Source organism: Labrenzia sp. 011, assembly GCF_003075075.1.
Classification (GTDB): domain Bacteria; phylum Pseudomonadota; class Alphaproteobacteria; order Rhizobiales; family Stappiaceae; genus Roseibium.
The window spans coordinates 1-26,508 of record NZ_QCYM01000025.1; the positions used below are offsets into that span (position 1 = coordinate 1).

Sequence of the window (26,508 nt, forward strand, 5' to 3'; positions counted from 1 at the left end):
TGGGAGTGGGAGGAGGATAAGAGGGAGCTTCGGAAGACGGTTTGTCGGTGGATGCCGCCGCGTGGTCAGCGGAGGTTGCCTGCCCGGACTTCACTTCAGGCGCTCTGTGTGCCCCGGCACTGGTATCGGGGGCGGGAGCCGGAGCCGGCGTGCGCGCGAATGCCCTGTTGAAGCCGTTCTGGGTGGCGGCGCGCAGAAGGTCGGCGGCGCGGCCTGTTTCGTTTCCTGTGTCGATGGTGTCACTTTTCCGCTCTGTCCTGACGGCGCGCGGGGGAGTGGCAGGCGCGGGTCTGGTCTGGACCGACGGCCGGGGCGGAGCCGGGGGCGTCCGCGGTCTTTCGGGGACGACAGGGGCCGTTGCGGCGGCGGGAGTTCCGGGTGCGGCAGGCGGGACAGGGCTGACCTCGGGCTCAGGCTCGGGCTCGGTGGCGATGACCGGAGTCCTGACCGGAGCGGCGAGCGCCGCCAGGGTTTCCGGTTCGCTGTCCAGCATATGGTCGTCCGGCTTGACGGGAATATCGGGACCCGGCGCCATCGGTGACTTGATCGGACCGGAGCCGGCAAGGCCTGCGCCTGTATAGGAGCTCGGGCCCGGGCTCTGCCGCGGGGAGGTCAGGGGGGCGTTGCGGATGATGTTCTGTTCGACAACCACGTCGCTCGGGCCGCCGACAAGGATCAGGTGCTCGATATTGTCCCGCCGGATCAGAACGAGACGGCGTTTCGTATCGACCGGGGCACTGTCCATGACGGCGATGCGGGGCTGCCTGTTCCTGTTCTGGGGGATGCCGGCTCCCGTGAGTCGCTTCAGAATCAGAATGAACAGACCGAACAGCAGCAGCACGACGGCAAGCGCCAGTATCACCGCGATCGCCTGGGTTACGCTTCCGCTCACATTGAAGGTGGTTTGAATCCAATTACTCATCTTATCCTCATGCCGCCCCTGCTTGCGGAACTGTCGCGAATGCCGGTTATCCCGATTTCTTGCCTCAATTGGGGAGAGTCCCGCTTATCCCCAGTAAATCCGGAATTTTCACCGGCATCGTCCCAATGCCTCAAACCTCTTTGTTTTTTCGCTTTTCATAGCCGCACATGCATTGGCGCCGTCTGGAAGGCTGTTTGTCCCGCTTGCTGATCCGCTTCGAATCTCACTAGGTCTTGACGTTAACAGAAGCAGGCAAGATTTGCCCGCCGGGGGCAGGGTTCAAATTGCGAAATGCAAAGGAATGTTGCCCTCTTCCACGGGTTTTTGAAGGGGAATGCCCATAGGTGCAAAGTTTGCGTTAACCTTTCATTAACCATTTGCCCGGCAATCATTGCCTGGTTGGTTAACAAATGGTGAACTGAATGACCGTGACGGACCTGCCGCTGTTCCAGGCGCTGAAATCGAAGATGCGATGGCACCAGACCCGCCAGGGCGTGCTTGCGGAGAATATCGCCAACGCGGATACGCCGGGATACGGGGCCCGTGAAGTCAAGGCCTACAGTTTCAAGGACTATCTGGGACGGGAATCGCTGGCGTTGACGACGGACACGACCCGGTCCGGTCATATCGCCGGACAGATGTCGGGCACCAGCGACGCGAAGATCGAGGAGGTGGATACCTTCGAGATCACCCCAAGCGGCAACAGCGTCAATCTTGAAGAGCAGATGATGAAGGTCACGGAGAACCAGATGGATTTCCAGGCCGCGTCGACCCTTTACACCAAGGGCCTTGGCCTGATCCGGACGGCGTTGTCGAAAAGCGCATAGGCCGGCGGTTTCGCATTGAACCGAATGCGGCGTGCCGGTGGGCACCCTGCCTGAGAACGAGACAAAAGGACCGACAACATGGACCTGATCAAATCGCTGTTCATTTCGGCAAGTGGTCTGAAGGCGCAGAACGGCCGCATGCGGATCATCGCGGAGAATATCGCCAACGCGAGTTCGACCGCCAAGACGCCGGAAGAAGAGCCCTACCGGCGAAAGATCCCCACCTTCAAGACCCAGTTCGACAGGGAGCTGGGGGCGGAGAAGGTGGAGCTGGGCCCGATTGCCGAGGACAAGAGCGAATTCGAATCGGTGCACATGCCCGGCCACCCGGCGGCTGACGAGAACGGATATGTGCTGCAGCCCAACGTCAACACGCTGATCGAGACCACCGACATGCGGGAGGCGCAGCGGTCCTACGAGGCGAATCTGAACGTCATCGAGTCGACGCGGCGGATGCTGCAGCGAACCATCGACATCCTGCGGGCGTAATCCCGCGAACCTGATCCGCAAAGGGAGTGGAAAACATGTCCACCGCGTCAATTGCAAACAATGCCTATCAGATGGCCGCCCGCCTGCAGCAGCAGATGCCTGGCGTGGAAGACGCCGCCCCCAAGGCGGAAACGGCCGATTTCGGCAAGATGGTGAGCCAGGCGGTCGAGACGATTGTCGACAAGGGGCAGCAGGCTGACGACAAGGCCGTCGGGATGATCGAAGGCAAGGCGGATGTCGTCGATGTGGTCACGGCGATTGCCGAGACCGAAATCGCGCTGGAAACGATGGTGGCGGTCAGGGACCGTGTCATTTCCGCCTATGAGGAAATCATGCGGATGCCGATCTGATCCGGCCCGTATCAGCTTTCAGCCGCCTGACCGGTCACGGTCGGGAGCGGGAACTGGAGCGCAATTGGAGTGTGGGAGCATCTTGTCCGCGTTCGGGTGAATGCAGGATGTTTCAAAGGGGCAAACGATGACAGGCGGTGAAGTTCTCGATCTTGCCCGCGAAGCGGTCTGGACGATGATCCTGGTGGCGGGGCCGATCATGGCCGTTGGTCTGCTTGTCGGCGTCGTCATCGCCCTGTTCCAGGCGCTGACGCAGATCCAGGAGATGACACTCGTCTTCGTTCCCAAGATCCTTGCGATTTTCGTCACGCTTCTCATCACCCTGCCGTTCATGAGCCAGCTGCTGCAGGCCTTCATGGCGCGGGTGACCGAGATGATCCTCATTACCAGCTAGAGGCACCTGATGGGCAGGACGGCAGGAAAGGGGATTCCGGAGAGACTATGACGGTTCAGCTCGATTTCCTGCCGGATGTTGTCGCGGCCTTCATGCTGATGTTCGCCCGCCTCGGCACGATGGTCATGCTGCTGCCGGCGCTCGGGGAGAGCGCCATTCCGATGCGGTTCCGCCTGACCATCGCTCTTGCGCTGACCCTGGTGCTCTATCCCGTTGCCGGGCCGCAGTATCCGGCCGGACTTACCGAAGAGCCCATGCGCCTGCTGCTGCTGCTCGGGGGAGAGCTGGCCATCGGTTTCGGAATCGGTCTGTGCGCCAAGTTGATCACATCCGTCCTGCAGATTGCGGGCGTCATCGTGGCGAACCAGTCCGGCATGGCCTTCGCGCTTGGAGCGGATATCGCCAATGAAGGTCAGCAGGGTGCGCTGTACGGCAACTTCCTGTCGATCCTCGGCGTTACGCTGGTCTTCGTTACGGACAGCCACTATCTGGTGATCGCCGCGCTTTACGACAGCTTCGAGATCTTTCCGCCGGGACTTGTGCCGCCGGTCGGCGATTTCTCCAGGAATGCGACCGAGATGGTCGCGCATGTGTTCTCGATCGCGGCGCGCGTGAGTGCGCCGTTTCTGGTTGTCGGTCTCGTCTTCTATTTCGGCCTTGGTCTGCTCAACAAGCTGATGCCGCAGATGCAGATCTTCTTTATCGCCATGCCCGTGAATATCGCGATCGGGCTGTTGATGTTCATGGTGCTGCTCACCTCGATGATGATGTTCTATCTGGAGCATTTTCAGCAGTCGATCGGCAAGTTCATATTGGGATAGCGCTGCGCAATGGCGGACGGTAGCGACGACTCGGAAAAAACAGAGGACCCCTCACAAAAGCGCCTGAAAGAGGCGCATGACAAGGGGGACGTACCGAAATCGCAGGAGGTCAGCACCTGGTTCACCCTGGCCGGGGCGACCCTGATGATTGCCATATTCGCACCGTCGGCGGCAGCCTCGCTCGGCGACCTGATGAAGGGATACATCGAGCATTCCTACCAGATGTCCGTCGACGGCTATGCTCTGAGGGCGCTATGGCGCGACACCGGGGAATCGGTTGCCGCGATCGTCGGCGTGCCGCTGATCATCCTCGTGCTGATGGCGGTTGCCGGGAACCTCATTCAGCACCAGCCGTTGTTCACCGCGGAAACGATCAAGCCCAAACTGTCGAAGATTTCACCAGCTTCCGGCTTCAAACGGCTGTTTTCGGCCGACAGTCTGGTGAATTTTGCCAAGGGCATGGCGAAAATCTCGATTGTCGGCACGGTCATGGTCGCGGTCGTGTGGCCGCATCGCGACGAGGCGGATGTGATGATATTCGCCGATCCGTCGGTGATCCTGCCGGAAGCCCGGACGCTGATCCTGCAGCTTCTGGCCGCCATTCTCGCCGTGATGACCGTTGTCGCGGGCGCCGATTTCGTTTACCAGCGCAACAAATGGTTCAACAAGCAGAAGATGTCGCTGCGTGAGGTCAAGGACGAATACAAGCAGGCGGAAGGCGATCCGCAGGTCAAGGGCAAGATCCGGCAGCTGCGCATGGAGCGCTCGCGCAAGCGCATGATGGCGGCGGTTCCGCAGGCGACCGTGGTCGTCACCAACCCGACCCACTATGCTGTGGCGCTGAAATATGAAGACGGCATGGGCGCACCGATGTGCCTTGCCAAGGGAACGGACGAGGTGGCGCTCAGAATCCGGGCGGTGGCGAAGGAGAACGAGGTTCCGGTGATCGAAAATCCGCCGCTGGCACGAGCTCTTTACGCGACTGTTGACATCGATCAGGACGTGCCGGAGGAACACTACAAGGCGGTTGCGGAAGTCATCGGCTTCGTCTTCCGCATGCGCCGGCGGGCAGCCTGGCGGGGGAAATAGTTCCCGGGGGAAGATTACCGGTCTGATTTCCGGATCAAACGGGTGAATTTCAACAGGTCTTGCCTTCATATAAGTTGAAATTGGCACCCAAGCACAGAATGCTTGGAAACGGCCCGTTCGAAAACCGAATCGGGCCGGGGAGACAGGACGGATGAGTGACATGGACGGAACGCCGAGCGGGCCGATGATCAGCCGGCCGGAGCGTTCCGGAAACATAGGCCTCCTGATAGGTCTGGCGCTATTGCTTGTCGGTGCGGCAGCCGCCTTCGCGGTGATGGACCGGGAGGTTGCGCAACCGTTTATCCTTGCGCTGCTCGGCATCCTGGCCGTGGTCGGCGTGTTTTGCCTTTTTGCCGGCGCGATCGGTTTCCTGCGCCTGTCCGCCCGTCCGGGTGAAGCCAATCCGCTTGCCTCCGCCTTTGTCGATACGCTGGAGGACGGTGCCCTGATCACCGACCTCGACGGCCGGCTTGTCTATGCCAACAAGGCCTATGCGGATCTGACCGGCGCGGAGTCGGCTGCCGATATCCGCGTTGTCGAGCGTGTCTTTTCCTCCGACCCCGATGCGGCGGACGCGATCTTCCGTCTGTCCCAGGCCATGCGCGACAGCCGCAGGGCGCAGGAGGAGATCCGCATGCCGGTGCCGCTCGGGCGCGCGGAAGGCGCGGCCCGCTGGTACCGGGTGTCGGTGCGTCCGCTGCAGGTGCCCAAGGAGCGCGGCGGCGGCAAGCCGATGGCCGTCTGGCAGCTGTCGGATATCACCCGCGACCGGGCCGAGCAGGAAAACTCCTTTCAGGAACTGCAGCGTGTCATCAACTTCCTCGACCACGCGCCCGCCGGCTTCTTTTCCTGCGACGGAGAAGGCCGCCTGGTCTATCTGAACGCGACGCTTGCCGACTGGCTCGGCTATGACCTTGCGCAGTTCGACGCCGGCGACCTGGACCTGTCCAGTATCGTGCGCGGTGACGGGACGGAACTCATCCGGTCGCTCAAGGGACAGGCCGGAGAGGTCAAGAGCGAGACCTTCGATCTCGATTTCGTCACCCGCAACGGGCGCGGACTGCCCGTGCGCCTGCTGCACCGGGTGCCTTTCGGGGAAAACGGCCAGCCGGGCGACAGCCGCACGCTGGTGCTCAACCGTTCGCGCGGGGAGGAGGTTTCAGAAGCCCTCCGGGCAGCGGAAGTCCGTTTCGCGCGCTTCTTCAACAATACGCCGATCGCGATTGCCTCGCTGGACAAGGAAGGCCGGGTGCTCAGGACCAATGCGCCGTTCCTGAAGCTGTTCGGCGCGGTCGATACGGGGGACGAAGCGCCCAAGCTGGAAGCCTATGTGGCCGAGAGCGGTCGGGAAAACCTCGCGAAGGCGCTGTCGGCGGCCGCCAACGGAATTGGAGAGATCGCACCGATCGATATTCCGCTGGTCGAAGGCAACGATCCGCGTTCGGCCACTTTCTATGTTTCAGCGGTGCAGGAAGGCGAGGGCGACGGGGAAGCGGCAATCGTCTACGCGCTTGAAACCACCCAGCAGCGCGCGCTCGAAGCCCAGTTTGCCCAAAGCCAGAAGATGCAGGCCATCGGCCAGCTCGCCGGCGGTGTCGCCCATGACTTCAACAACGTCCTGACTGCCATCATCGGCTTTTCCGACCTGCTGCTGGCCAGCCACCGGCCGACCGACCCGTCCTTCCAGGACATCATGAACATCAAGCAGAATGCCAACCGCGCCGCCGGTCTCGTCCGGCAGCTGCTGGCCTTCTCCCGCCGTCAGACCCTGCGGCCGCAGCAGCTCGAACTCAATGACGTGCTGGCGGATCTGTCCATCCTGCTCGACCGTCTTCTGGGCGAGAAGGTGGAGTTGAAGGTGATCCACGGCCGGGATCTGTGGCCGGTCATGGCGGATCTCAACCAGCTGGAACAGGTGATCGTCAATCTGGCGGTGAATGCGGGGGACGCCATGGCCGATGGAGGCCGGCTGACCATCCGCACCCGCAATGTGTCGGAAGCCGAGAGCACCCAGTTCGAGAACATTCGCGGCATGCCTCCGGGCGAATATACGCTGGTGGAGGTCGAGGACACCGGCCACGGCATGCCGCCGGACGTCATGGAGAAGATCTTCGACCCGTTCTTCTCCACCAAGGAAGTCGGCAAGGGCACGGGTCTGGGCCTGTCGACCGTCTACGGCATCGTCAAACAGACCGGCGGTTTCGTCTTCTGCACCTCGGATGTGGATGTGGGAACCACCTTCCGCCTGTTCCTGCCGCGTCACATTCCGGAGTTCGTGGAGGAAGAGAAGCCGGAACCGAAGGAAAAGGAGCCGGAAAAGGTCGCCGACCTCACCGGGTCCGCTTCCATCCTTCTGGTGGAGGACGAGGAAGCCGTGCGCGCCTTCGGCGCCCGTGCGCTCGCCTCGCGCGGCTATACCGTCTACGAGGCCGCATCCGGAAACGAGGCGCTGGAAGTGATGGAGGAAACGGGCGGTAAGATCGACCTGGTCGTCTCCGACGTGGTGATGCCGGAAATGGACGGTCCGACCCTGCTCGTCGAGCTGCGCAAGACCCAGCCTGACCTGAAGATCATCTTCGTCTCCGGCTATGCGGAGGATGCCTTCGAGGAAAATCTGCCGCCGGGTGAAAAGTTCTTCTTCCTGGCCAAGCCCTTCACGCTGAGACAGCTGGCGACGACCGTGAAGGACGTGCTGAACGGATAGGAGCCTTCTTCGGCCCGGGCGACACCGGGGCGGCCGGTTCTCACCGGCCCGCCACGCTGAAATAGAAGACGTAAAATCCTGCCCAGATCCCCAGGGCGAGCGCCCGTTTGGCGCCGTCGGACAGGCGTGTGCCCACCAGGCATGACAGGCCCCGGGCCGCCAGAACCATCACCACAAATCTCGGCAGCCGGACGATGGGGGAGGCGAGGGCGAAGAGCCAGGGGCTGGTGCCGTTCGTTCCGGCTTCGGCCGCGAAGACCTTGTAGGGCAGGCCGGTAAAGGCGCCGCGCAGCATGCCTTCGAAGAGACCGTCTTGTAAAAGCCGTTGCGCATTCACGAAGCTGCTGGCCGAGATGCCCGGTACATGGAGCAGCACGGCACGGGTGGCCTGCGGATCGTGGTTTGCGCAGATCCAGACGAGGGCACCGCCGAGGGTCGCCGCGAGCGCGGCGGTCAGGGCCGCCCGGAGCGCCCGCTTGAGGGACGTCAGCGCCAGGCCGGTCAGCAGTACATCGGGGACGATGAAAAACAGCGTCGCCTCGGAAAATCCCCACAGCGCCGCAAGCGTCCTACTCCCAGGGCGCAAAGGTCTTTTCCGTGGAAAGGGCGGCGAAGCGGTCCCTGAGCGTGTTCATGAACTGAGTCCGGTTGCCCTCCCAGGTTATTGGTTTTCCGACGAAAATATCGCAGAAGAACGGCACCAGCAGGAAGGATCCCCTTGGCAGGGCCTTGCCCAGTCCGTGGGTGAAGACAGGAACCGCCGGAGCCTGCGGACAGCGTTCGGCCAGATAGGAGACGCCCTTCTTCAGATCGGTCATCTGCTCGGGCTCGCCGCGGGAGCCCTCGGGGAAGAGGATCAGGACCTTGCCCTCGTCCAGGGCGTCATAACAGCCCTGCAGCGGATCCTTCGCCCCCCTGGTGCCGCCGCGTTCCACCGGGATGATGCCGAGCACATGCTCCGACACCCAGGCCTTGACGGGTGAAGAGAAGAAATAGTCGGCCGCCGCGACCGGCTTGATGTCCTTCAGCCGCGACAGGGGCATCAGTGCCATCAGCACCATGGTGTCGAGATGGCTGTTGTGATTGGCGACGATGATCGCCGGGCCCCGCGTCGGCAGCAGCTCCTTGCGGCGGACATTCAGGCCGAGGAGGAACAGGACCACGATCCTGACCAGGACGTAGAAGGCCTTCTGGAGCATCAGGCGGCCCCCTTCATCGTGGCACGGAACTGATGGATAATTCCGACCAACCATCCCGCTGCCGCGGTCTCAGCCGCTGCTCCGGAGGTGAGCTGGTGCCATTGTCCCGGATCCGTCGCCTCAGGTCCCGGATCACGTGCGGGACCGCACTGTGGGCTTACAGTCGATGCGGCTCCTGAGGTGTTCATTCTCATCTCAATCGCCCCTAGTAATAGAAATACCGGGTGAAGTGGAAGAACAGCGGGGCGGTATAGGTCAGGCTGTCGATGCGGTCAAGAATGCCGCCGTGACCCGGGATCAGGCTGCCGGTGTCCTTGACTCCGAGGTCGCGTTTCAGGGCGGAGACGGTGACGTCGCCGATGAAACCGGCAACGGGAATGAGCAGGCCGGCCATTGCTGCATGGGCCATGTCGAAGGGCGTCACCAGCGGTGCGGTCACCAGGGCAAGAACGAAGGTGGTGGCAACGCCGCCGAGAAAACCTTCCCAGGTCTTGTTCGGACTGACTCCGGGGACGATCTTGTGGCGGCCGAGCAGCTTGCCCCAGGTGTATTGGGCGACATCGTTGAACTGGGTCAGGAAAATCAGGAAGAGCAGCAGACCGGCGCCGCCCGCGCTGTTGGCGTCGGTTGGCGGCAGGATCAGCAGGAAGGCTGCGTGGCTGACGGAAAAGACGCAGAGCATCAGGCCCCAGTTGAGCGTGCCGACGGCCTTCAGAAACCCTTCCGTCTGCTGGGTCAGCAGGCTGGCGAAGGGCAGGAACAGGAACATGTAGACCGGGATGAACACGGCGAACATGCCGTAATAGCCGTCATAGACCCAGAAGTACTGGACCGGGATGGCCAGATAGGCCCAGAACAGCACCCGCCTGTCGGCACGGCGGGTGGGGATCATGGAAAAATATTCCTTCAGCGCCAGGAAGCTGACGAGGGCGAAGACGACGATGGAAAGCGTGTTGCTGACCAGGAACGAGATGGTGAAGATCGCCACCATGACCCACCAGCTGCGGGTGCGCGCGACGAGTTCGCTCATGGTTTCCGGCGAGCGTCTGGAGATCGCGTAGACGATCATGCTCGCCACGGCCAGGAGGCCCCAGATGCCGATCAGGGCCCAGTGGAGTGTCTGGAGCTGGAAGGTCATGCGGTTCGTTTCTCCCTGATGGCTGCACGGGCACGGTTCAAGATGGTGAGCGCGGAGAGCACGAGACCGGCGCCGAAGAGGATATGGTAGGTGAGGGGGGCTGTCAGTCCGAAGGCGATCAGCAGGCCGCACAGGCCGAACAGCGCTGCCCGGTCGCTCTTGCCGAAGGGGCCGTCATAGCGGCGGTTGGCGCCGATCTGGACGCCGATGACGCCGGTCATCTCGCCGATGAGCGCCAGAACCACAAGCCCGACGATCAGCGTGCCGGAAACGAAGGGCAGGAGTGCGAAGGGCAGGTAGAGCGCGGCGTCCGAGACAACATCACCGAGTTCGTTCAGGACCGCGCCGAGATCCGACTTCTGGTCATGTTCGCGCGCCAGCATGCCGTCGATGGCGTTCAGGCCCATGCGGATGAAAAGGACGAGCGGCAGCAGCAGCAGCGGTAGAAAGGCCCCGGGAAACAGCCAGAGGGCAAATCCTTCCAGAATGGAAAGCGTCAGAGCCGCGAGCGTGACCTGGTTTGCGGTGACGCCACCGGCAGCCAGTTTGCGGCAGATCGGGCGGAGCAGATCCTGGAAGCGGGATTTGAGCTGGTAGATGGTTGGCATCTGGGAATCCGGAAAAGTTGCAAAACACTATCGTGAAAATGGCTGTGTGCGTCATAGCATAAAGCGTTGATTGTGACCCATACCGGTCGGGCAATGCCGTGGGACGCTGCCCGAAACGTCATGAATGTGATGTCGCGGCTATCTGGTCGTCAAACCGCCAGGGTACATTGCGACCGGCGTTGGGGGGCTTTATTTCCGAAAAGGCATTTTACAATGGTCATGCAGCCGTCGATATTCGAAAAACAATACAGACCGATCACCGTCCATACGCTGGACGGGACCGCATTCGTCAACGTTCAGTCCTATCTCTCCGGCGAACCGCGCAAGAAGCAGTTCAACGCTGCCGCCCTGGCGGATCTGCGCCGGTTCCTGAGCAAAAAAGACAGGTACAAGGACGGCCAGAACGGGGCGGACAGGCACAGCTGGGACGACAAGTCCGGCCTGACCGCCTTCGGTCTGGTCGGACCGGGCTATTTCAAGCCCTGGCTCTGGGTCAATATCACCTGGAAGGAACTGCAGCTCGGCTTTTACGGCAAGGGCACGCCCGAACGCATGCGGCGGATCCTGCAGGTGATCGATTTCTACCTCAAGACCGCCGAAATTGATCTGAGCAGAGTTCACTGGAATTATGTGATGAGTCTGGAGGAATACGCCAAATACTATCTCGGCCTCGACTGCAACGGGTTCACGGGAGCCTTCCTGGAAAGCCAGTATCCCTCGCTCGGCATAAACGGAGGCGATCATATCAACTATCTGGACGGCAAGCTGAAGAAGCGAGCGACTATCGCCGAAATCAAGCCGGGCGATATCCTCAGCCGGGAAGGCGGCGGCGGAACGCGTCACGTGGCCATGGTCAATTCCGTGTCCGGTGTGATCTCTCCGGAAGCAACGTCCGCCCAGGTCTCCATCACCCAGTCCTCTTTCAGTCTTGGCGGGCTCAACACGAAGACCTATACGCTGAAGATGATCAACGAGGGTCCCAAGAACAAACCGCTGAATTGGCACCTGGCCGGGTTTTACAAGTTCAATCACTGCCTGGCGCTGGAGCGGAAATAGCGTGCGCTTTCCGGGGAGCGGGCTTCAATTGCTCTGTCGTTGGTCCGCAGCGCCCGTGCGCATGCTATCGTGAGGGAACGAATGCGCCGCTGCGGGGTTTCCCCGCTATTGCGACATGCATAATTTCCGAAATGTCCCGGTGAATATGGCATCTGACCGGGCGTGCGGCCTTTCGACAGGAGACAAAAGTGACGGTATTCTATCAGGTAACTGATACATTCAAGATATTCTGGTTCGCGGAGCGGCTTTTCCGATGATCGATCCCATCCTGCTCACAACCCCGCGTGTCTCCACATTCGACGGAGACCGGCATCTGACCAATGCGAGCGGCTTTTTCTTCCGGCGGGACGACCGGCTTTTCCTGGTGACCAGCCGCCACGTGATGATCGACGAGGACAGCGATCACCATCCGTCGCGGATCGAGATCGAGCTTCATAACAATCCTGACAATCTCGCCGAGTCGATCGGGCTGTCGATTCCCCTGTTCCGGGACGGGAGCAGCCTGTGGCGTCAGGGAACGGATACAGCCGGCGAGATCGACGTGGCGGTGATCGAGCTCGACAGGAGCGCCCTGCCGGCAGACCAGCTCTATCGGGTCTTCGGACCCGAGCATCTGGTCGATCCGGACGAGCAGGTCGAGGTCGGATCGTCGATCCTGGTTGTCGGCTTTCCGCTGGGTTTCCACGACACACTGCATCACATGCCCGTGGTGCGGCAGGCGGTCATTGCCTCGTCCTTCGGATTCCGCTTCGGGGGAATGGGCTATTTCCTGACCGATGGCCGGACCCATCGCGGCATCAGCGGCGCCCCGGTGGTGATGCGGGCGCCCGAACTTGAAGGCATGGAAGGCGATCTGCCATGGAAACTGCTCGGCGTTCATTCCGCACGGCTTGACGTGGGCACGCGCGACATGGTGCTCGACGAGGCGCTGGGCCTGAATTGCGCCTGGTATGCGGATATCCTGCTGACGCTGACAGAGGCTTGAGCCGGCCGGCCGGCCGCTGCGGCGGCCGGCGGAGCTGTTTTGCCGTCAGGAAGATAGTGGCGGGCAGCTGCTGCTTTGTTCGGCGCGCGATTTCAGGCCCTGAAGGCTCTGCATGGTGTTCTGATTGCCCGGCAGCACGAAGCTCTGTTCCAGGGCGGTGCGCACATTGTTGACCACCGCGAGATCCTGGACCGCCAGCGTCTGGCAGGGCGATCCGGTAAAGCGGACGCGGATGCGGATGACCCGCTGACCGTTGTCCGAGGGACCGAATTCGCTGTCGAGTGCCGGGTTCGCACCAAGCATCGGTCTTTCAAGGACAACCATGTTGGCCTGGTCCTGCAGGACCACTGTACCGCGTTCCTGCGCGCTGGAGACGAGAGCGGCGCGCACATCCGTCGGCGCGGCGGCGATATTGATGCTCTGGGCACCTGCCGGAACATCGAGCCGGGGCTGATCGGGGAGGGAGGCCCGTCGGCCCGAACCGCCCTGACAGGCGGCAAGAGAGAGGGCGCAAAGGCTGATCATGAGAATGTGCCGCATCTGCTTTCCCGAATTTAAAAAGGCCATAAACCGCTTTCCGCATTCTGGAGCAAATTATCCGCACTCAGGTCAAGGCGGACAAGATGCTCTGTCACTTTAAAGTCTATCAACCGTTCTGCAATCGGATGGTTCCATAAGACTGCATCCGATCCGGCGCCGGATTTTGAAAACTGCTTCTTCCGGCATGTCAGAATGCAGCCTGCCACAACTCTCCTAACGAAGCCTTGTGGCGGCAGAGCGGCGGGACTCATGCGCGGGTGTGTTTCTGTAAAACGGGCTAGAAGTGATCGCCTGTCTTGAACCCGCCACCGCCAAAGCCGGTGCCACTCTTGAAGCCGCCGCCGCCAAAACTGTCGCCGCCCCCCGGAAATTTGCCGCCGGGTCCGCCGAAGCCGCCGATGCCGCCCATGGATTTCGGCAGGCCGGTGCCTTCGGGAAAGGCGACCTGACGTCCGCGCGGCTTGCGTCTTTTGTGGGCGCGCTCGGCCCGGGCCCAGTAATCCGCACCGGTGATCGCCCCTTTTACAAGTTCGCCCAGAAGGACGGTGGTGAGCCTGTTGTCGGAAAAGGTGGATTCCCAGCTTCCGTACCCGCTGGAGCGGAACCGCTTGATGACGTCTGCGAGTTCCGCGCGGCGGCGGCCGATATCGCGCTGCAGTTCCCTGTCCTGGCGAATTTCCCGGGCAACCTGCTCGATGCGTTCCTTCAGATCCTCGATCCTCTGTACGATCTTTTCGTCTTCGGGAGAGGGGGTTTCCAGAGCCGTGCGCCACAGGTCGTTGAGGTCGTCGGCCTGCAGCGAGACGGACAGATGTTCCTCCGCCTTGAGGAAATCCGCGTCTTCACCACCGGAAAATTCCGCCAGAGCGGTGGAGAGGGTTTCGATGCGGCGGTCCAGCTTGTCCAGGTCTTCGTCGATGCTGTCGATTTTTTCGCTGTGATTTTCAATCGCGCCGACAAGATCGGTCCCGGCCGCGTCGGTCATGGCGTTGCGGCTGAATTCTGCGAGCTTTTCCTGTTCGTGGTGGGCTATCTGCGCGCAGCGTTCCGCATGCCGGGCCATGCGCTCGGGAATGCTGGTGAGCATGGCGTAGTTCGCCCGTGCGTCGTGAAATCGGATCAGGCCGGCGACCCAACCGTCGAGGGAGCGAACGAGGCCCCGGTGACGGTAGTCCGGTGTGCCGAAACCGCGTTGCCAGAGATAGATGAACAGGGGATCGGCTTCGTAGGCCTTGCCTTTTTCCGCGCGGTCCCGTTCGGATGTCCTGGCCTTGGCGGCGGCGGCTTCGGCTGTTGCAAGCGCCGCTTCGGTGGCGCGGTTCTGGGCCTGATAGGCGCTGTCGTTTTCAAGGCGGCTGTCGACCGCCTCCATCAGCTCGTCCATCTGGGTTTCGGCCGCGTCGCGTGCGCTGTCCAGTTCGGATCGTGTCTTCTGCAGCTGATTGCGCTCGCTTTCGCACTGGCGGAGCTGCTCGGTCAGCACCTTGTAGTCGGCGTTGCGCTTGTCCAGAAGGCGCCGGGCTTCGCGCGCGGCACTGTCCAGGCGGGTGTTCAGTGCACCGGCGGCGTCGGAATCCAGCCGGAAACGGGCAAGGTCCCGATAGGCTTCGCTCTGGCGTTCCTGCAGGTCGGTCAGCGCCCGCGTCGAACGTTCGATGCGCTTGCTGAGTTCGGCCTCCTCGCGGCGCAGGTCCTGGAGGGACTGTTCGATGGTGCCAAGGGTCTCGCGTCCGGTCAGCATGGGTTATCTTTCCTGCAAGCGAAGCGTGGGGCGCGCGCCGTTACCATTTCGTGATGGCTCCGTCCTGGACACCGCTGCGCCACTTGATATCCATTTCTCCGCGCCGTTTCTGGCCAAGAACGCCCTTTTGCACGATGCCGTCTTCCATCTTGTCACGGCGGACCGCGTTGTAGATGGGCTCGGATACCCGCTGGCCCCATTTGTCGACCGTTTCCGCGGCGCTGCTTTCCTCCGAGGTGATACTGCGTTCGAGTATGTTGCCGTCCGGATCGACGGCTTCCACCACGATATAGTAATTTTCGGTGTCCGGATTGGCTTCCGGAATTCGGGTGATGCCGGTCGGGACGCCTTCGCGCGAGATGATACGGACCTCGAAGGCTTCCTGAAGCCGCGCCGCGAGCTGGCGCAGATCGGCTTCCGCCTTGAAGGCGGCGTCCGTCCGGCCGTCGGCAAGCGCCAGGCGCCCGTCGTCGGCAAGGCGCATGGCTTCGCCCTCGACCTCCGTATTGTCTGTCAGCGTGTCGATCCGGCCAACGAGTTCGCTATAGGTGTCCGGCAGGGCCTGCAGCCGCGCCAGGAAATCGGCTTCCGCCCGCTGCGCGGGAAGGGTTACCAGGAAATACCAGGCGGCAATGGCGACAACGAGGACGGCAGCGGCGGCGGCAAGCCATTTCGACCAGATCGCGCGCGAGATATAGATCATCGCAAGCGTGCGCTGGAAGCCGGTGGATGGCGGGGTGTAGACGAAACGGTCGCGTTTGAGATCCTCCACGCCCGCCTTGAGAATGTGATCAGGAACCTCGATCCCCTGGGCGGCATAGACCTGCCGCAGCCGCTCGATCATAGCCGCGTCGCGGTCGTCCGCCTTCAGTTCCCGGGCGACCTGCCCCTCTTCGTGGCGCAGCGTGTCCACCACGTCCATCGCCATCATCAGATCGTCGAGTGGGGCGTCGGTTTTGCTAGCCATAAATGCGGTCTTCTCAAATCGGGCGGGCCGGAGGAGATCCGGCCCGTAATTCCCGGCAGTCCAGAGTCTCGTTAAAGGCGTACTATTCCAACAGTTAACATCCCTGCATCAAGGGATGTCCACACCCTAGAGAGCCTTGCCTTCCGCGGTCAATTTGGCGAGCCGCCGCTTGCCGTCCTCGACCGCGGTGCGAATCTCTTCGGAATTCTTCGTCGACATCTCGCGCATCTCGGAAATGATTTCCCGGGACTGGACCTGGAAATTGACGACGGAATCGACCAGCTTCTTGACGGAGGCGGCGGCGACCGTCGGGCCGTAGCCGGCCTTCAGCGCCTCCATCTGGACCGCGTCGCCGATATCCGCCAGGGTTTCCAGGCTCTTGTTGATGCCTTCCTTCATGGCGTTCAGCGTTTCGGTGGACTCGTGCAGGCCCTGCAGGCCGGTGAAGGACGCATTGAGAGCGGTCAGGACGGATTCGTTGGTGGAGAAGAAACTCACCGACTGCGCATAGACCCGTTCCTTGGCATTGGTGGTCTGCACCAGCCGCGCCATGATCACTTCGGAGGTGTTGTAGCCGATGGTCAGATTGTCGGAGAGGTCCTTGGCGATCTGGTAGCGCTTTTCCTCGTCCTGCATCTCGCGCAACCTTTCGTCGCGGGCAAGTTCGAGCCGGGCTTTCTGGGCGGCATCTCCGCCCGAATAGCCGGCGACGTCTGCCGAGGCGGCTTCGAGCGCCTGTTTGGCGGCCTCAAGCTTTTGCGCGGCCATGTTGAGCAGTTCCAGAGCCGTGACTTCGGCCTGTTTCAGGGCGCCGCGGAAGTCGCGATAGGCATTCAGGATGGTCTGTTCGCGTTCGATCTGGTCCTTGGTGGCGCGGGCGACTTCCTTGTAGGTGTCGCGAATGTCCGTGAACCGGTCGGAAATCGTGCCCCGGCGCATGTCGCGCCATTTGTTGGACAGGTTTTCCGTAAAGGAGATCTTGCCGTCGGCAAGCTGGTCGACCAGGGCCTTGGCGTCGTCCCGTATGGAATCGAATGCCTTGGTGATTTCCTCGTAGCGCTCGCCGATATCCATCTGCTGCACCTGGGAGCGGACCACTTCGTTGAAGTTGGACGCCTGTCCCAGGGTGCGGGTGATGACGAGCACCTTGTCCGGGGAAAGATCGGAAATCTGCTCCAGAAGCGCGTTGATCGGCGCGTCCGTCTCCGTCTGCGGCGTGATGCCGACGTCGCGCAGCGTGGTGAGCGCGCGATCAAGATACTGGAGGGGAGAAAAGCCGCCGGCGGGCGCTGCTGTCGTCTCCGGGGTTTGCGATGCTGCCGCGTCTGTCATATCCGACCTCCTGAACGGACGGCGGCGAATTTCCGGGGCTTGCGCGCGCCTGTGCCGGACCGTCCTGTTAACGAATTCATGCCGCAAGTAAGGGCAGGCTTACGCCGCCGTGTCAACGGTTTGGACCACAAAAGCCGGCTGCCCCGGGGACGGGAAACGCGCCGTTGCGATCATCCATGGACGAATTATGCGACATATGTATATGCAACTGCGGGACCGGGCTGAAAATGCGGTCGGGGAGAAGCCTGTCAATGTCGGCGGGCCACTCGGCAAAAGACCTTTGGCCGCATGCGTGGGCTGGTCTTTGGAATTGCCTGCGGAAGCGATTATCCTTCCGCTATCGACAGGCTCATGCCTTCGGGAGGACACGCCCTTCGGGAAACACGGGTCAGACATGGCTTTCGTTGGAAGAGAGAACGATCGTGACAGCACAGGCTGATCAATACCGGCAGGGTTTGAGCATTTTCACGCAGATCAAGAGCGCCCTTCGGCCGGTTCTGATTTCGGCCCTGTTCCTCCTGGGGCTGGCTGCCGGTACGGCATACGGTCAGGACAGCCGGGCCGATACAGTGCCTGAACCGCAAACGGCCGCACAGTCGCTTTTCGAGCGCGCGGTAACCGCCATCGAGGAGCAGACCGTTCGGGTGCAGACCCTTGAACTGCTGCGTGAGCAGCTTGTGGATGTGCGCGAAGAAAATGCGGCTATCATCAAGGACGGAAACCTGGCCTCGGACCTGCTCTCCGCACAGCTCGACAGCCTGGGGTCGCCGCCACCGGAGGGAGAGGAAGAGCCCGAAGGCGTCGCCAGACGCCGCGCCGAGCTCCGGAACGCGCTTGCGGAAGCGGAAGCGCCGATCCGCGAGGCGCGGGAGAGCTTGCGTCATGTGGAAGTTCTCATTCGCGAGCTGGACAAGCAGCTGCGTCTGCGGAAACTGCAGGACGTTCTCGAGCGATACCCGTCCCCCCTGGCGATTTCCACATGGCAAGACGGCATTGAGGAGATCGGGCTGTTCCGGCAGCGTCTGTGGCGGGACATAGAACGCGAGCTGGATCGGCCGAGTGTTTCCAAGCAGTTGAACCGCACGGGTCCCATCGCGCTGGGGCTTGCGCTTTTCGGCGTCGGTTTTCTGGTCTTTTTGCAGATCCCCATTTCGCGGTTCGTGGTGGGTTACGCAGAGCGTCGGCGCGGTGGGGGCAAGGGGCTGTTGCTCGCCATCGCGAGCAATTTCACCTTCCTGCTGCTGCCGGCGATCGGGGCGGCCGCCCTTGTCGCGATTCTTCCGATCCTGGACATCCGCCCGAATGCGGTCCGTACCGCAGTGATCGCCCTGCCGGCCATGGCGGTCGTGATGATCATCGCCCATTGGCTGGGCCATACGCTCTTTGCGCCCGGGCAGCATCGCTGGCGGTTGCTGGATCTGTCGGACGCGGAGGCGCGGCACGGCTTGCGGCTGTGTCAGGCATTGGGGGTGTTCCTGGTGCTCGAGCTGCTGCTGGAGGCGCTGGAGATCGATCAGGCGTTCGGCCCGGCCGCGATTTCCATCCTGTCGGCGCCGCTGATTTTCCTGGCGGCGGCCCTGCTGTGGCTTCTGGCGGGAATGCTCAAGAGAAACGAAGCTGTATCGATCCTGCCCGGAACGTCCGGGGAAGATGTGACCGACGAGACCGCGGATCAGACCAAGGATTCGGGGTTCCTGCTGTTTCTGGCGCTGCTTATGCGGGGCGCCGCCGTCCTGGCGGTGGTCGTCGTCCTTGCCGGATATATCCAGCTTGCCCGGGTGGCCAGCATTCCGATGATCGTCACAGTGGCGGAGCTGGGCTTCGGGTATCTGCTCTATCATCTCGCGCGGCAGGTCTACTTCGCCGTCACGAACAAGGAAGACACGGAGCGGGTCCCGGTCTTTCTGTCGATCGGCCTCGTCTGTCTGCTCACTCTCGTCTTCGCACCGCTGATTGCCCTGACCTGGGGAGCGCGGGCCACGGATATCATCGAAGTCGGGCGGATCCTCTACAATGGCGTCGAGTTCGGCGATATCCGGCTGTCCCTGGACTCCCTGATCATTCTCTTCGTGGTGTTCGGGCTGGGTGTGGTCGTCACCAGATGGCTCCAGAATATTCTCAAGACATCCGTACTGCCGCAAACCCGGATGGATTCGGGTGCCAGAAACGCGGTGTTGACGGGGGTCGGATATGCCGGGCTGACGCTGGCCATGCTGATCAGCGTCTCGACGGCGGGCCTGAACCTTTCCAGTCTGGCGGTGGTGGCCGGTGCGCTTTCGGTCGGCATCGGCTTCGGTCTGCAGACCATCGTGTCAAACTTCGTTTCCGGGATCATTCTTCTCATCGAGCGTCCGATCAAGGAAGGGGACTGGATCGAGGTGTCCGGCCAGTCCGGATATGTGCGCAAGATTTCCGTCCGATCCACCCGGATCGAGACCTTCGACCGGCATGATGTCATCATCCCGAATTCGGACCTGATCGCCGGCACGGTGAAGAACATGACGCTGTCGAGCAAGACCGGGCGTCTGATATTGCCGGTCGGAGTGGCCTATGGCAGCGATCTGGAAAAGGTGAAGTCCATCCTGCTGGGGGCCGCCAGGGCGCACTCCAGCATCGCGCTTTACCCGATGCCGTCCGTGCTGTTCTCCGGGCTTGGCGACAGTTCGCTCGATTTCGAACTCAGATGCTACCTGAAGGATGTCGAGAACATTCTCACGGTCCGCTCGGATCTGTATTTCACCATTTACAACGAGCTCGGCAAGGCCGGCATCGAAATACCGTTTCCGCAGCGCGACCTTCACCTGAGGGACATCGACCGTCTCGTCGAGGCCATTGAACGGCGCGGCGATGGAGAGCGTTCGACCTGAACGCTCTCCGCAGCGGCGCGTCTACACCAGTGCCGCCGCGATGCGGGCGGCAAGCCGGGCATTGTTGCGCACCAGCGCGATGTTGGTCTCCAGGCTGCGGCCATCGGTCAGTTCGAGAATGGCGCCGAGCACGAAGGGCGTGACGTCCTTGCCCCGGATGTTCTGCGCCGTTGCCTTGCGGATCGCAGCATCGATGTAGCCGCTCATCTCGTCCTGCGGGATTTCATCGGCTTCCGGCACGGGATTGGCGATCAGAACGCCACCGTGACCGGGAAAGAGCGCGCGGGTCTTCAGGAGGGTGGCGATCTCTTCGGCCGAATTCAGGGAGTAGGGGGCCGCAAGGCCGCTGGCGCGGGACCAGAAGGCGGGCAGTTCCTCTGTGCCATAGGCAACCACCGGCACCCCCCTGGTTTCGAGCACTTCCAGGGTCTTGGGGATGTCCAGCAGTGCCTTGGCACCGGCGGAGACGACACAGACGGGGGTGCGGGCAAGTTCGTCGAGGTCGGCGGAAATATCGAAGCTCTCCTCCGCTCCCCTGTGCACGCCGCCGATGCCGCCGGTGGCGAAGACCTTCAGCCCGGCCGCATGGGCGGCCATCATGGTTGCCGCGACCGTGGTGGCGCCGTAGATCCCCGTGGCAAGGGCGAAGGTCAGGTCCGCCCGCGAACATTTCATCACGTCTTCCGCCCGGGCAAGGCGATCGAGATCCGCGTCGTCCAGACCGACCATGATCCTGCCGTCCATCACGGCGATGGTGGCCGGAACGGCGCCTTCGGCCCGGATGTCGGCTTCCACGAGCCTGGCGGTTTCCACATTTCTGGGAAAGGGCATGCCATGGGTGATGATGGTCGATTCCAGGGCGACGACCGGTTTGCCGGCCGCCAGGGCGGATCGCACCTCGCCGTTGCAGACAATCAGGTCCTCGAGGGTGGCGGTGTCGGAATGGGTCACGGGAACGGGCCTTTCTGTCGGGACACGGCAGCGTTTCAGCAGGGTGCCGGTCTTATAGGCGCCCCGGGAGGCGGCGCCAAGCGGTGGATTTGTCCATTAGGTCAAATATCGTTGAGGGCATCCCAGGAAAGATTCGCGGCAAGGGCTCCCGTCGCGCGCAAGGTCAGCGATGCGGCCGCAAGGCCGAAGGGGACGGCTTCGGCAAGGGCGTATCCGCGCGCCAGAGCCGCAAGGGTTCCGGCGGCGAGGGCATCGCCGGCGCCGGTCACATCGACGATATCGACCGCGGGCGGGGTAAAGCGGGTCAGGCTCCCGGCCCGGGCGACCAGAATGTCGTCCCTTCCGCCCGTCAGGACCCAGCTGTGAAGTCCGGTGCCGGAAAGGGCATCGGCAAGCGTTTCCTGCGGCGCGTCCCCGGAAAGACCGGTGAGGGCCGCCGCTTCGCCGCGGTTGAGAAGAAGGCAATCAAGGCTTGCGAGAACGGGTGTCAGCCGGGAGGCCTTGGCCTCGGACACCGCGTTGGCGATCATCCGCCGCCCGTCCAGCATTGCGGCCACCCTTACCAGCATCCGTTCCGGCAGGTTGGCATCCAGAAACCACAGTGTCTCGCGCGGCGCGCGGGCCATCAGCTCCTCGAGGATCTGGTCGAAAAGGTCCGCGGGCGCTTCGGAGAGTATCCGGTCGTCGACACAGGCGGCAGCCAGGGACCCGTCGGGATCGTGCAGCGCCAGATACTGGCCGGTCGCCATTGCGGGCCGCGTGACGCAGGCCAGCGTGAGTCCTTCGCCGGTCAGCCGGCCGGTGAGCATCCGGGCGGCGCTGTCGTCGCCCAGGGCACCCACGAGGCTGGTGTCGATGCCGAGCCGGCACAGGGCGCGGGCAATATTGGCGGCCACGCCCCCGGGGTTTGAGCTGAATGCCGCCGGCGTCGAGGTTTCGCGGCGAACGGTGCGGGTGGCATGGGCGATCGTGTCGAGATGGATCGCGCCGATCGAGATCACCGGCCGGGCTGAAGAGGAAGACATCGTCTGGCATTTCCTGGCGGAAGCGTTCCGCGGCTGGCGTTTCGCACCACGGAAGCCCGGGGCATTGACGGGGGGCACCGCTTGGCACCTGCTCCGTGGTCTGCGAAGCGAGCTAGCAGATCGATGGGCAGGCGGCAACCGCTCGCGTGGCGAGAAGGTGATTCTCCTGCGGGGGAGGAACAGGCGGATGTTCCCCTTCTCTTCTTACGTAGCGTCAATTTTGGGTTGAGAAATGAGAACATATTGGAAACAAAAGATCATTTCTATTTTGATACCAATCGGTTTGATCGTATTGTCAAATGAGAACAAAAAGTGTACAAAGGCTTTCATTGAAACGCCGCGTCCATCGTGGAATAAGGAGCGTGAGCCATGTCGCAAAGTACACTTCGTCTCGTAGAAAGCAGCCAGATGGATAAGAACAAGGCGCTCGAAGCAGCGCTCAGCCAGATTGACAGAGCCTTCGGCAAGGGGTCCATCATGAAGATGGGCCAGGGGCAGGTCGTTGAGGTCCAGTCGGTGTCGACCGGGTCGCTGGGCCTGGATATCGCGCTGGGGATCGGCGGGTTGCCGCGCGGTCGTGTCGTGGAGATTTATGGTCCGGAATCTTCCGGTAAAACCACGCTGTCGCTGCATGTGGTCGCCGAGGCCCAGAAGCCCGGTGGCATCTGCGCGTTCATCGATGCCGAACATGCGCTGGATCCGATCTATGCACGCAAGCTCGGTGTTGATATCGACAACCTCCTGATTTCGCAGCCCGACACCGGAGAGCAGGCGCTCGAGATCGCCGACACGCTCGTGCGGTCGGGCGCGATCGACGTTCTGGTCGTCGACTCCGTTGCGGCCCTGACCCCCAAGGCGGAGCTGGAAGGGGAAATGGGCGACAGCCTGCCGGGCATGCAGGCACGGCTGATGAGCCAGGCGCTGCGCAAGCTCACCGCGTCGATTTCCAAGTCGAAATGCATGGTGATCTTCATCAACCAGATCCGCATGAAGATCGGCGTGATGTTCGGCTCGCCGGAAACCACGACCGGCGGCAATGCGCTGAAGTTCTATGCCTCCGTCCGTCTCGACATCCGCCGCATCGGCGCGATCAAGGACAAGGACGAGGTGGTCGGCAACCAGACCCGCGTGAAGGTGGTCAAGAACAAGCTGGCGCCGCCTTTCCGTCAGGTGGAATTCGACATCATCTACGGCGAGGGCATTTCCAAGACCGGCGAGCTGATCGACCTGGGCGTCAAGGGCAATATCGTTGAAAAATCCGGAGCCTGGTTCTCCTACAACAGCCAGCGACTGGGGCAGGGGCGTGAAAATGCCAAACAGTTCCTGAAGGACAACCCCGAGATCGCCGATGAGATCGAACTTGCCGTTCGGCAGAATGCCGGGCTGATCGCAGAAGCGATCATCGATCCCGATGCTGTCGCGGAAAATGATGCGGAGGGTATCGCTGAATAAGGGGAGATCCCCGGTTTCAGACGGTCTTTCGATGGTGCGGGTCCGTCCTGTTCAGGCCGGGCAGATGGCAGCACATGTTCCGCGCCGCGCTTAGCATCACCATGACAGCGCCTTCAAGGGCCCTCTTCCGTCTGCCGGAAGGGGGCTTTTGCTTTTCAGGCTCCATCGCGGATGGATGACGATGTACCGGTCTTGCCAGCGGTTTCGGCACGCATAGGGGCGCGCAACCGCTGGACAGGGTTGGAGGTCAAAGTTAAAAGGCTGTTCCGGCGCGGATCCAGTTCAGGTTATCCAGCCGCACAAGACTGTTAACAGGCCCGCGGAGCGGTGCCGGACCGATGCGAGACCCGAATGACCGGCGTAAATGAAATCCGATCGACCTTTCTGGACTATTTCAAGAAAAACGATCACGAGGTGGTCGAGTCCGGACCGCTGGTCCCGCGCAACGACCCGACGCTGATGTTCGCGAACGCGGGCATGAACCAGTTCAAGAATGTTTTCACCGGTCTGGAAAAACGGCCCTATTCCCGGGCGACCACCGCGCAGAAGGTGGTCCGCGCAGGCGGCAAGCACAATGATCTGGACAATGTTGGGTACACCGCCCGCCACCATACGTTCTTCGAAATGCTCGGCAACTTCTCCTTCGGCGACTATTTCAAGGACCGGGCTATCGAGCTGGCCTGGAACCTGATTACCCGGGAATTCGGCCTGCCGGCCGACCGGCTGCTGGTCACGGTCTATTCGGAAGACACCGAGGCGGCGGACTACTGGAAGAAGATCGCCGGTCTGAGCGACGACCGGATCATCCGCATTCCGACATCGGACAATTTCTGGTCGATGGGCGACACGGGGCCCTGCGGTCCGTGTTCGGAGATCTTCTATGACCATGGCGAGCACATCTGGGGCGGCCCTCCGGGATCGGCGGACGAAGACGGTGACCGGTTCATCGAGATCTGGAACCTGGTCTTCATGCAATACGAGCAGACGCCGGAAGCGCGCCTCGATCTGCCACGGCCGTCCATCGACACCGGCATGGGCATAGAGCGGCTGGCGACCGTGCTGCAGGGCGTGCACAACAATTATGATATCGATCTGTTCAGGGCACTGATTTCCGCCTCCGAACACGAGACCGGCGTGGACGCCAGCGGCAGCGCGCTGGCCAGCCACAGGGTGATTGCCGATCACCTGCGCTCCACCAGTTTCCTGATCGCCGACGGCGTGCTGCCCTCCAATGAAGGGCGCGGTTACGTGCTGCGCCGGATCATGCGCCGCGGCATGCGCCATGCTCACCTGCTGGGGGCCGCCGAACCGCTGATGCACCGGCTGGTGCCGGCGCTGGTGCGGGAAATGGGCCGCGCCTATCCGGAGCTGGTCCGCGCAGAGGCGCTGATCACCGAGACGCTGAAGCTGGAGGAAACCCGTTTCCGCAAGACCCTGGAGCGCGGACTGGGCCTGCTCGACAGTGCGACCGAGGACCTGTCCGCCGGTGGCCGGCTCGACGGGGAAACCGCCTTCAAACTTTACGACACCTTCGGCTTTCCGCTCGATCTGACCCAGGACGCTTTGCGTGCCCGCGACATCACCGTCGACACGGAAGGCTTCGACGCGGCCATGGAGCGGCAGAAGGCCGAGGCCCGTGCGGCCTGGTCCGGTTCGGGCAGTGCGGCGACGGAAGCGGTGTGGTTCGCGCTGAAGGAAAAGCACGGGGCGACGGATTTTCTCGGTTATGAGACCGAAACCGCCGAGGGCGTTGTCGCGGCGCTTGCCGCCGACGACAGGGAAATCGACAAATTGTCGGCGGGCGAGAGCGGTTTCGTCATTCTCAACCAGACACCCTTTTATGGCGAAAGCGGCGGTCAGGTGGGCGACACCGGGCAGATGCTGGGCGCCGGCGTGACGGTCAGCGTCACCAACACCCAGAAGAAGGCCGACGGCCTGTTCGTGCATTGCGTTACCGTGGAAGAGGGTGAACTGGTTCCCGGCCTTGCACTGGAGTTGAAGGTGGATCACGCCCGGCGCGGCGCCGTGCGCTCCAACCATTCCGCCACCCACCTGGTGCATGAGGCCCTGCGCGAGGTGCTTGGCACCCATGTGGCGCAGAAAGGCTCCCTGGTTTCGCCGGAGCGGCTGCGCTTCGATTTCTCCCATCCCAAGCCGGTGAGCGACGAGGAACTGGCCAGGGTCGAGACCATCGCCAACGAGATCGTCCTGCAGAACGCGCCGGTGGAAACCCGCCTGATGGCGGTGGACGATGCCATCGAGGCCGGGGCCATGGCGCTTTTCGGCGAGAAATACGGTGACGAGGTCCGTGTTGTCTCCATGGGCACGGCACTTCATGGCGACAAGGCCGGCAAGCCCTATTCGCTGGAACTGTGCGGTGGCACACATGTGAAGCGCACCGGGGATATCGGTCTCGTGACCTTGGTATCGGAAAGCGCTGTCGCTGCCGGTGTCCGCCGGATCGAGGCTCTCACCGGAGCCGAGGCCCGCGCCTATCTCGATGCGCAAGACAAGCGCGTGCGTGAAATCGCGGGCATCCTGAAGAGCAGTGCGCACGAGGCTCCCGCCCGTGTCGCGCAACTGGTGGAAGAGCGCCGGCGGTTGGAAAAGGAACTGGCGGATGCCAGAAAGAAACTGGCCATGGGCGGTGGCAGCGGCGAGGGCGCGCCGGTAAAGGACGCTGGCCGGTTCAAGCTGATGGCCCGCACAGTCGAGGGCATCAACCCCAAGGATCTGAAGGGCATGGCCGACGAGGCCAAGACCCAGCTCGGTTCCGGTGTGGTCGTGCTGATCAGTGTGGCCGATGATGGCAAGGCGGCAATCGTGACCGCCGTTACCAAGGATCTGACCGAAGCGGTCAGCGCGGTGGATCTCGTGCGCATCGGATCTGAAGCTCTTGGTGGACGCGGCGGCGGCGGTCGGCCTGACATGGCCCAGGCCGGCGGTCCCGATGGCGCCAGGGCCGATGTCGCGATTTCCGCCATCGAGGCGCATCTGGCCGGTCTGTAGGACAGCATCGCGGTCGCGTGGCCCCGGCTCCTTCAAGTCGGC

Annotated in this window: 24 protein-coding genes and 1 tRNA gene; 13 read left to right on the forward strand and 12 right to left on the reverse strand. The window is 62.3% G+C overall.

All coding sequences use genetic code 11. The features are described from left to right. On the reverse strand, nt 1-922 hold a 922-nt coding region (locus DCO57_RS19615), incomplete at its 3' end, for a flagellar biosynthetic protein FliO (protein ID WP_116700616.1). Nucleotides 923-1,344: 422 nt separating this feature from the next. On the opposite strand from DCO57_RS19615, the gene flgB reads away from it, so the two are divergent. From flgB to DCO57_RS19650, 7 genes are all read left to right on the forward strand, one after another. Continuing rightward, on the forward strand, nt 1,345-1,749 hold the full coding sequence (gene flgB, locus DCO57_RS19620) for a flagellar basal body rod protein FlgB (protein WP_116700617.1): 405 nt from the start codon (nt 1,345-1,347) through the stop codon (nt 1,747-1,749). Between the two features lie 78 nt (nt 1,750-1,827). Next, on the forward strand, nt 1,828-2,238 hold the full coding sequence (gene flgC, locus DCO57_RS19625) for a flagellar basal body rod protein FlgC (protein ID WP_116700618.1): 411 nt from the start codon (nt 1,828-1,830) through the stop codon (nt 2,236-2,238). 35 nt (nt 2,239-2,273) lie between these two features. Further along, nucleotides 2,274-2,588 carry a flagellar hook-basal body complex protein FliE gene (fliE, locus tag DCO57_RS19630; protein WP_116700619.1) on the forward strand — a complete coding sequence of 105 codons (315 nt, stop codon included), beginning with the start codon at nt 2,274-2,276 and terminating at the stop codon, nt 2,586-2,588. A gap of 127 nt (nt 2,589-2,715) precedes the next feature. Then, the gene (fliQ, locus tag DCO57_RS19635) at nt 2,716-2,982 is read left to right on the forward strand and encodes a flagellar biosynthesis protein FliQ (RefSeq protein WP_116700665.1); all 267 of its coding nucleotides are present in this window, start codon (nt 2,716-2,718) and stop codon (nt 2,980-2,982) included. 47 nt (nt 2,983-3,029) lie between these two features. After that, nucleotides 3,030-3,803, forward strand: a complete 774-nt coding sequence (fliR, locus tag DCO57_RS19640) for a flagellar biosynthetic protein FliR (protein ID WP_116700620.1) — start codon at nt 3,030-3,032, stop codon at nt 3,801-3,803. Between the two features lie 9 nt (nt 3,804-3,812). Next, nucleotides 3,813-4,892 carry a flagellar biosynthesis protein FlhB gene (flhB, locus tag DCO57_RS19645; RefSeq protein WP_116700621.1) on the forward strand — a complete coding sequence of 360 codons (1,080 nt, stop codon included), beginning with the start codon at nt 3,813-3,815 and terminating at the stop codon, nt 4,890-4,892. A gap of 151 nt (nt 4,893-5,043) precedes the next feature. Continuing rightward, the gene (locus DCO57_RS19650; RefSeq protein WP_116700622.1) at nt 5,044-7,596 is read left to right on the forward strand and encodes a response regulator; all 2,553 of its coding nucleotides are present in this window, start codon (nt 5,044-5,046) and stop codon (nt 7,594-7,596) included. A gap of 40 nt (nt 7,597-7,636) precedes the next feature. On the opposite strand, the gene DCO57_RS19655 is transcribed toward DCO57_RS19650, so the two are convergent. From DCO57_RS19655 to DCO57_RS19670, 4 genes are all read right to left on the reverse strand, one after another. After that, nucleotides 7,637-8,182 (reverse strand): hypothetical protein, encoded by a 546-nt coding sequence (locus DCO57_RS19655; RefSeq protein WP_116700623.1) that lies wholly within the window; start codon nt 8,180-8,182, stop codon nt 7,637-7,639. Next, nucleotides 8,166-8,795, reverse strand: coding sequence for a lysophospholipid acyltransferase family protein (locus tag DCO57_RS19660; RefSeq protein WP_116700624.1), 630 nt, complete (start codon nt 8,793-8,795; stop codon nt 8,166-8,168). The genes DCO57_RS19655 and DCO57_RS19660 overlap by 17 nt, the downstream gene beginning before the upstream one ends. 205 nt (nt 8,796-9,000) lie before the next feature. Next, nucleotides 9,001-9,933 (reverse strand): phosphatidate cytidylyltransferase, encoded by a 933-nt coding sequence (locus DCO57_RS19665; protein WP_116700625.1) that lies wholly within the window; start codon nt 9,931-9,933, stop codon nt 9,001-9,003. Beyond that, complete coding sequence (locus DCO57_RS19670) at nt 9,930-10,541, reverse strand: CDP-alcohol phosphatidyltransferase family protein (protein ID WP_116700626.1); 612 nt, start codon at nt 10,539-10,541, stop codon at nt 9,930-9,932. The genes DCO57_RS19665 and DCO57_RS19670 overlap by 4 nt, the downstream gene beginning before the upstream one ends. Nucleotides 10,542-10,754: 213 nt before the next feature. Between DCO57_RS19670 and DCO57_RS19675 the strand changes: the two genes are divergently transcribed. After that, on the forward strand, nt 10,755-11,597 hold the full coding sequence (locus DCO57_RS19675) for a hypothetical protein (RefSeq protein WP_116700627.1): 843 nt from the start codon (nt 10,755-10,757) through the stop codon (nt 11,595-11,597). A gap of 253 nt (nt 11,598-11,850) precedes the next feature. Beyond that, the gene (locus DCO57_RS19680; RefSeq protein WP_116700628.1) at nt 11,851-12,582 is read left to right on the forward strand and encodes a serine protease; all 732 of its coding nucleotides are present in this window, start codon (nt 11,851-11,853) and stop codon (nt 12,580-12,582) included. 45 nt (nt 12,583-12,627) lie between these two features. Here DCO57_RS19680 and DCO57_RS19685 read toward each other — a convergent pair whose 3' ends face one another. The 4 genes from DCO57_RS19685 to DCO57_RS19700 all read right to left on the reverse strand — a co-directional run bounded on the left by DCO57_RS19685 (nt 12,628) and on the right by DCO57_RS19700 (nt 17,162). Next, on the reverse strand, nt 12,628-13,122 hold the full coding sequence (locus DCO57_RS19685) for a hypothetical protein (protein ID WP_116700666.1): 495 nt from the start codon (nt 13,120-13,122) through the stop codon (nt 12,628-12,630). Between the two features lie 277 nt (nt 13,123-13,399). After that, complete coding sequence (locus DCO57_RS19690; protein WP_116700629.1) at nt 13,400-14,863, reverse strand: hypothetical protein; 1,464 nt, start codon at nt 14,861-14,863, stop codon at nt 13,400-13,402. Between the two features lie 40 nt (nt 14,864-14,903). After that, a complete protein-coding gene (locus tag DCO57_RS19695) occupies nt 14,904-15,830 on the reverse strand; it encodes a DUF6384 family protein (protein WP_116700630.1) in 927 nt (308 codons plus the stop codon). A gap of 126 nt (nt 15,831-15,956) precedes the next feature. Then, nucleotides 15,957-17,162, reverse strand: a complete 1,206-nt coding sequence (locus DCO57_RS19700; protein ID WP_116700631.1) for a cell surface protein — start codon at nt 17,160-17,162, stop codon at nt 15,957-15,959. Between the two features lie 422 nt (nt 17,163-17,584). On the opposite strand from DCO57_RS19700, the gene DCO57_RS19705 reads away from it, so the two are divergent. After that, nucleotides 17,585-20,029 (forward strand): mechanosensitive ion channel domain-containing protein, encoded by a 2,445-nt coding sequence (locus DCO57_RS19705; protein ID WP_208978051.1) that lies wholly within the window; start codon nt 17,585-17,587, stop codon nt 20,027-20,029. A 21-nt stretch (nt 20,030-20,050) separates the two neighbouring features. Here DCO57_RS19705 and DCO57_RS19710 read toward each other — a convergent pair whose 3' ends face one another. Then, complete coding sequence (locus DCO57_RS19710) at nt 20,051-20,980, reverse strand: pseudouridine-5'-phosphate glycosidase (protein ID WP_205756226.1); 930 nt, start codon at nt 20,978-20,980, stop codon at nt 20,051-20,053. 101 nt (nt 20,981-21,081) lie between these two features. Beyond that, the gene (locus DCO57_RS19715) at nt 21,082-22,005 is read right to left on the reverse strand and encodes a PfkB family carbohydrate kinase (protein ID WP_116700633.1); all 924 of its coding nucleotides are present in this window, start codon (nt 22,003-22,005) and stop codon (nt 21,082-21,084) included. Between the two features lie 369 nt (nt 22,006-22,374). Between DCO57_RS19715 and recA the strand changes: the two genes are divergently transcribed. Then, the gene (gene recA / locus DCO57_RS19720) at nt 22,375-23,457 is read left to right on the forward strand and encodes a recombinase RecA (protein WP_116700634.1); all 1,083 of its coding nucleotides are present in this window, start codon (nt 22,375-22,377) and stop codon (nt 23,455-23,457) included. A 282-nt stretch (nt 23,458-23,739) separates the two neighbouring features. On the opposite strand, the gene DCO57_RS23965 is transcribed toward recA, so the two are convergent. Then, nucleotides 23,740-26,013 carry a hypothetical protein gene (locus DCO57_RS23965; protein WP_244287981.1) on the reverse strand — a complete coding sequence of 758 codons (2,274 nt, stop codon included), beginning with the start codon at nt 26,011-26,013 and terminating at the stop codon, nt 23,740-23,742. Nucleotides 26,014-26,022: 9 nt separating this feature from the next. Between DCO57_RS23965 and DCO57_RS23600 the strand changes: the two genes are divergently transcribed. Both DCO57_RS23600 and DCO57_RS23605 read left to right on the forward strand, forming a co-directional pair. After that, nucleotides 26,023-26,104 (forward strand) — tRNA-OTHER (locus DCO57_RS23600). Beyond that, on the forward strand, nt 26,059-26,466 hold the full coding sequence (locus DCO57_RS23605; RefSeq protein WP_244287983.1) for a DHHA1 domain-containing protein: 408 nt from the start codon (nt 26,059-26,061) through the stop codon (nt 26,464-26,466). Before DCO57_RS23600 ends, DCO57_RS23605 begins: the two co-directional genes overlap by 46 nt. Nucleotides 26,467-26,508 lie beyond the last annotated feature (42 nt).

Bases quoted from the DNA above. Each gene is read 5' to 3' on its own strand.
- fliQ (WP_116700665.1), top strand. From the start codon at position 2,716: ATGACAGGCGGTGAAGTTCTCGATCTTGCCCGCGAAGCGGTCTGGACG.
- flhB (WP_116700621.1), top strand. From the start codon at position 3,813: ATGGCGGACGGTAGCGACGACTCGGAAAAAACAGAGGACCCCTCACAA.
- DCO57_RS19680 (WP_116700628.1), top strand. From the start codon at position 11,851: ATGATCGATCCCATCCTGCTCACAACCCCGCGTGTCTCCACATTCGAC.
- DCO57_RS19715 (WP_116700633.1), bottom strand. From the start codon at position 22,005: ATGTCTTCCTCTTCAGCCCGGCCGGTGATCTCGATCGGCGCGATCCAT.
- flgB (WP_116700617.1), top strand. From the start codon at position 1,345: ATGACCGTGACGGACCTGCCGCTGTTCCAGGCGCTGAAATCGAAGATG.
- DCO57_RS19670 (WP_116700626.1), bottom strand. From the start codon at position 10,541: ATGCCAACCATCTACCAGCTCAAATCCCGCTTCCAGGATCTGCTCCGC.
- DCO57_RS19665 (WP_116700625.1), bottom strand. From the start codon at position 9,933: ATGACCTTCCAGCTCCAGACACTCCACTGGGCCCTGATCGGCATCTGG.
- DCO57_RS19675 (WP_116700627.1), top strand. From the start codon at position 10,755: ATGGTCATGCAGCCGTCGATATTCGAAAAACAATACAGACCGATCACC.
- DCO57_RS19695 (WP_116700630.1), bottom strand. From the start codon at position 15,830: ATGGCTAGCAAAACCGACGCCCCACTCGACGATCTGATGATGGCGATG.
- DCO57_RS19660 (WP_116700624.1), bottom strand. From the start codon at position 8,795: ATGCTCCAGAAGGCCTTCTACGTCCTGGTCAGGATCGTGGTCCTGTTC.
- fliR (WP_116700620.1), top strand. From the start codon at position 3,030: ATGACGGTTCAGCTCGATTTCCTGCCGGATGTTGTCGCGGCCTTCATG.
- DCO57_RS19700 (WP_116700631.1), bottom strand. From the start codon at position 17,162: ATGACAGACGCGGCAGCATCGCAAACCCCGGAGACGACAGCAGCGCCC.
- DCO57_RS19685 (WP_116700666.1), bottom strand. From the start codon at position 13,122: ATGCGGCACATTCTCATGATCAGCCTTTGCGCCCTCTCTCTTGCCGCC.
- DCO57_RS19690 (WP_116700629.1), bottom strand. From the start codon at position 14,863: ATGCTGACCGGACGCGAGACCCTTGGCACCATCGAACAGTCCCTCCAG.
- DCO57_RS19650 (WP_116700622.1), top strand. From the start codon at position 5,044: ATGAGTGACATGGACGGAACGCCGAGCGGGCCGATGATCAGCCGGCCG.
- recA (WP_116700634.1), top strand. From the start codon at position 22,375: ATGTCGCAAAGTACACTTCGTCTCGTAGAAAGCAGCCAGATGGATAAG.
- fliE (WP_116700619.1), top strand. From the start codon at position 2,274: ATGTCCACCGCGTCAATTGCAAACAATGCCTATCAGATGGCCGCCCGC.
- flgC (WP_116700618.1), top strand. From the start codon at position 1,828: ATGGACCTGATCAAATCGCTGTTCATTTCGGCAAGTGGTCTGAAGGCG.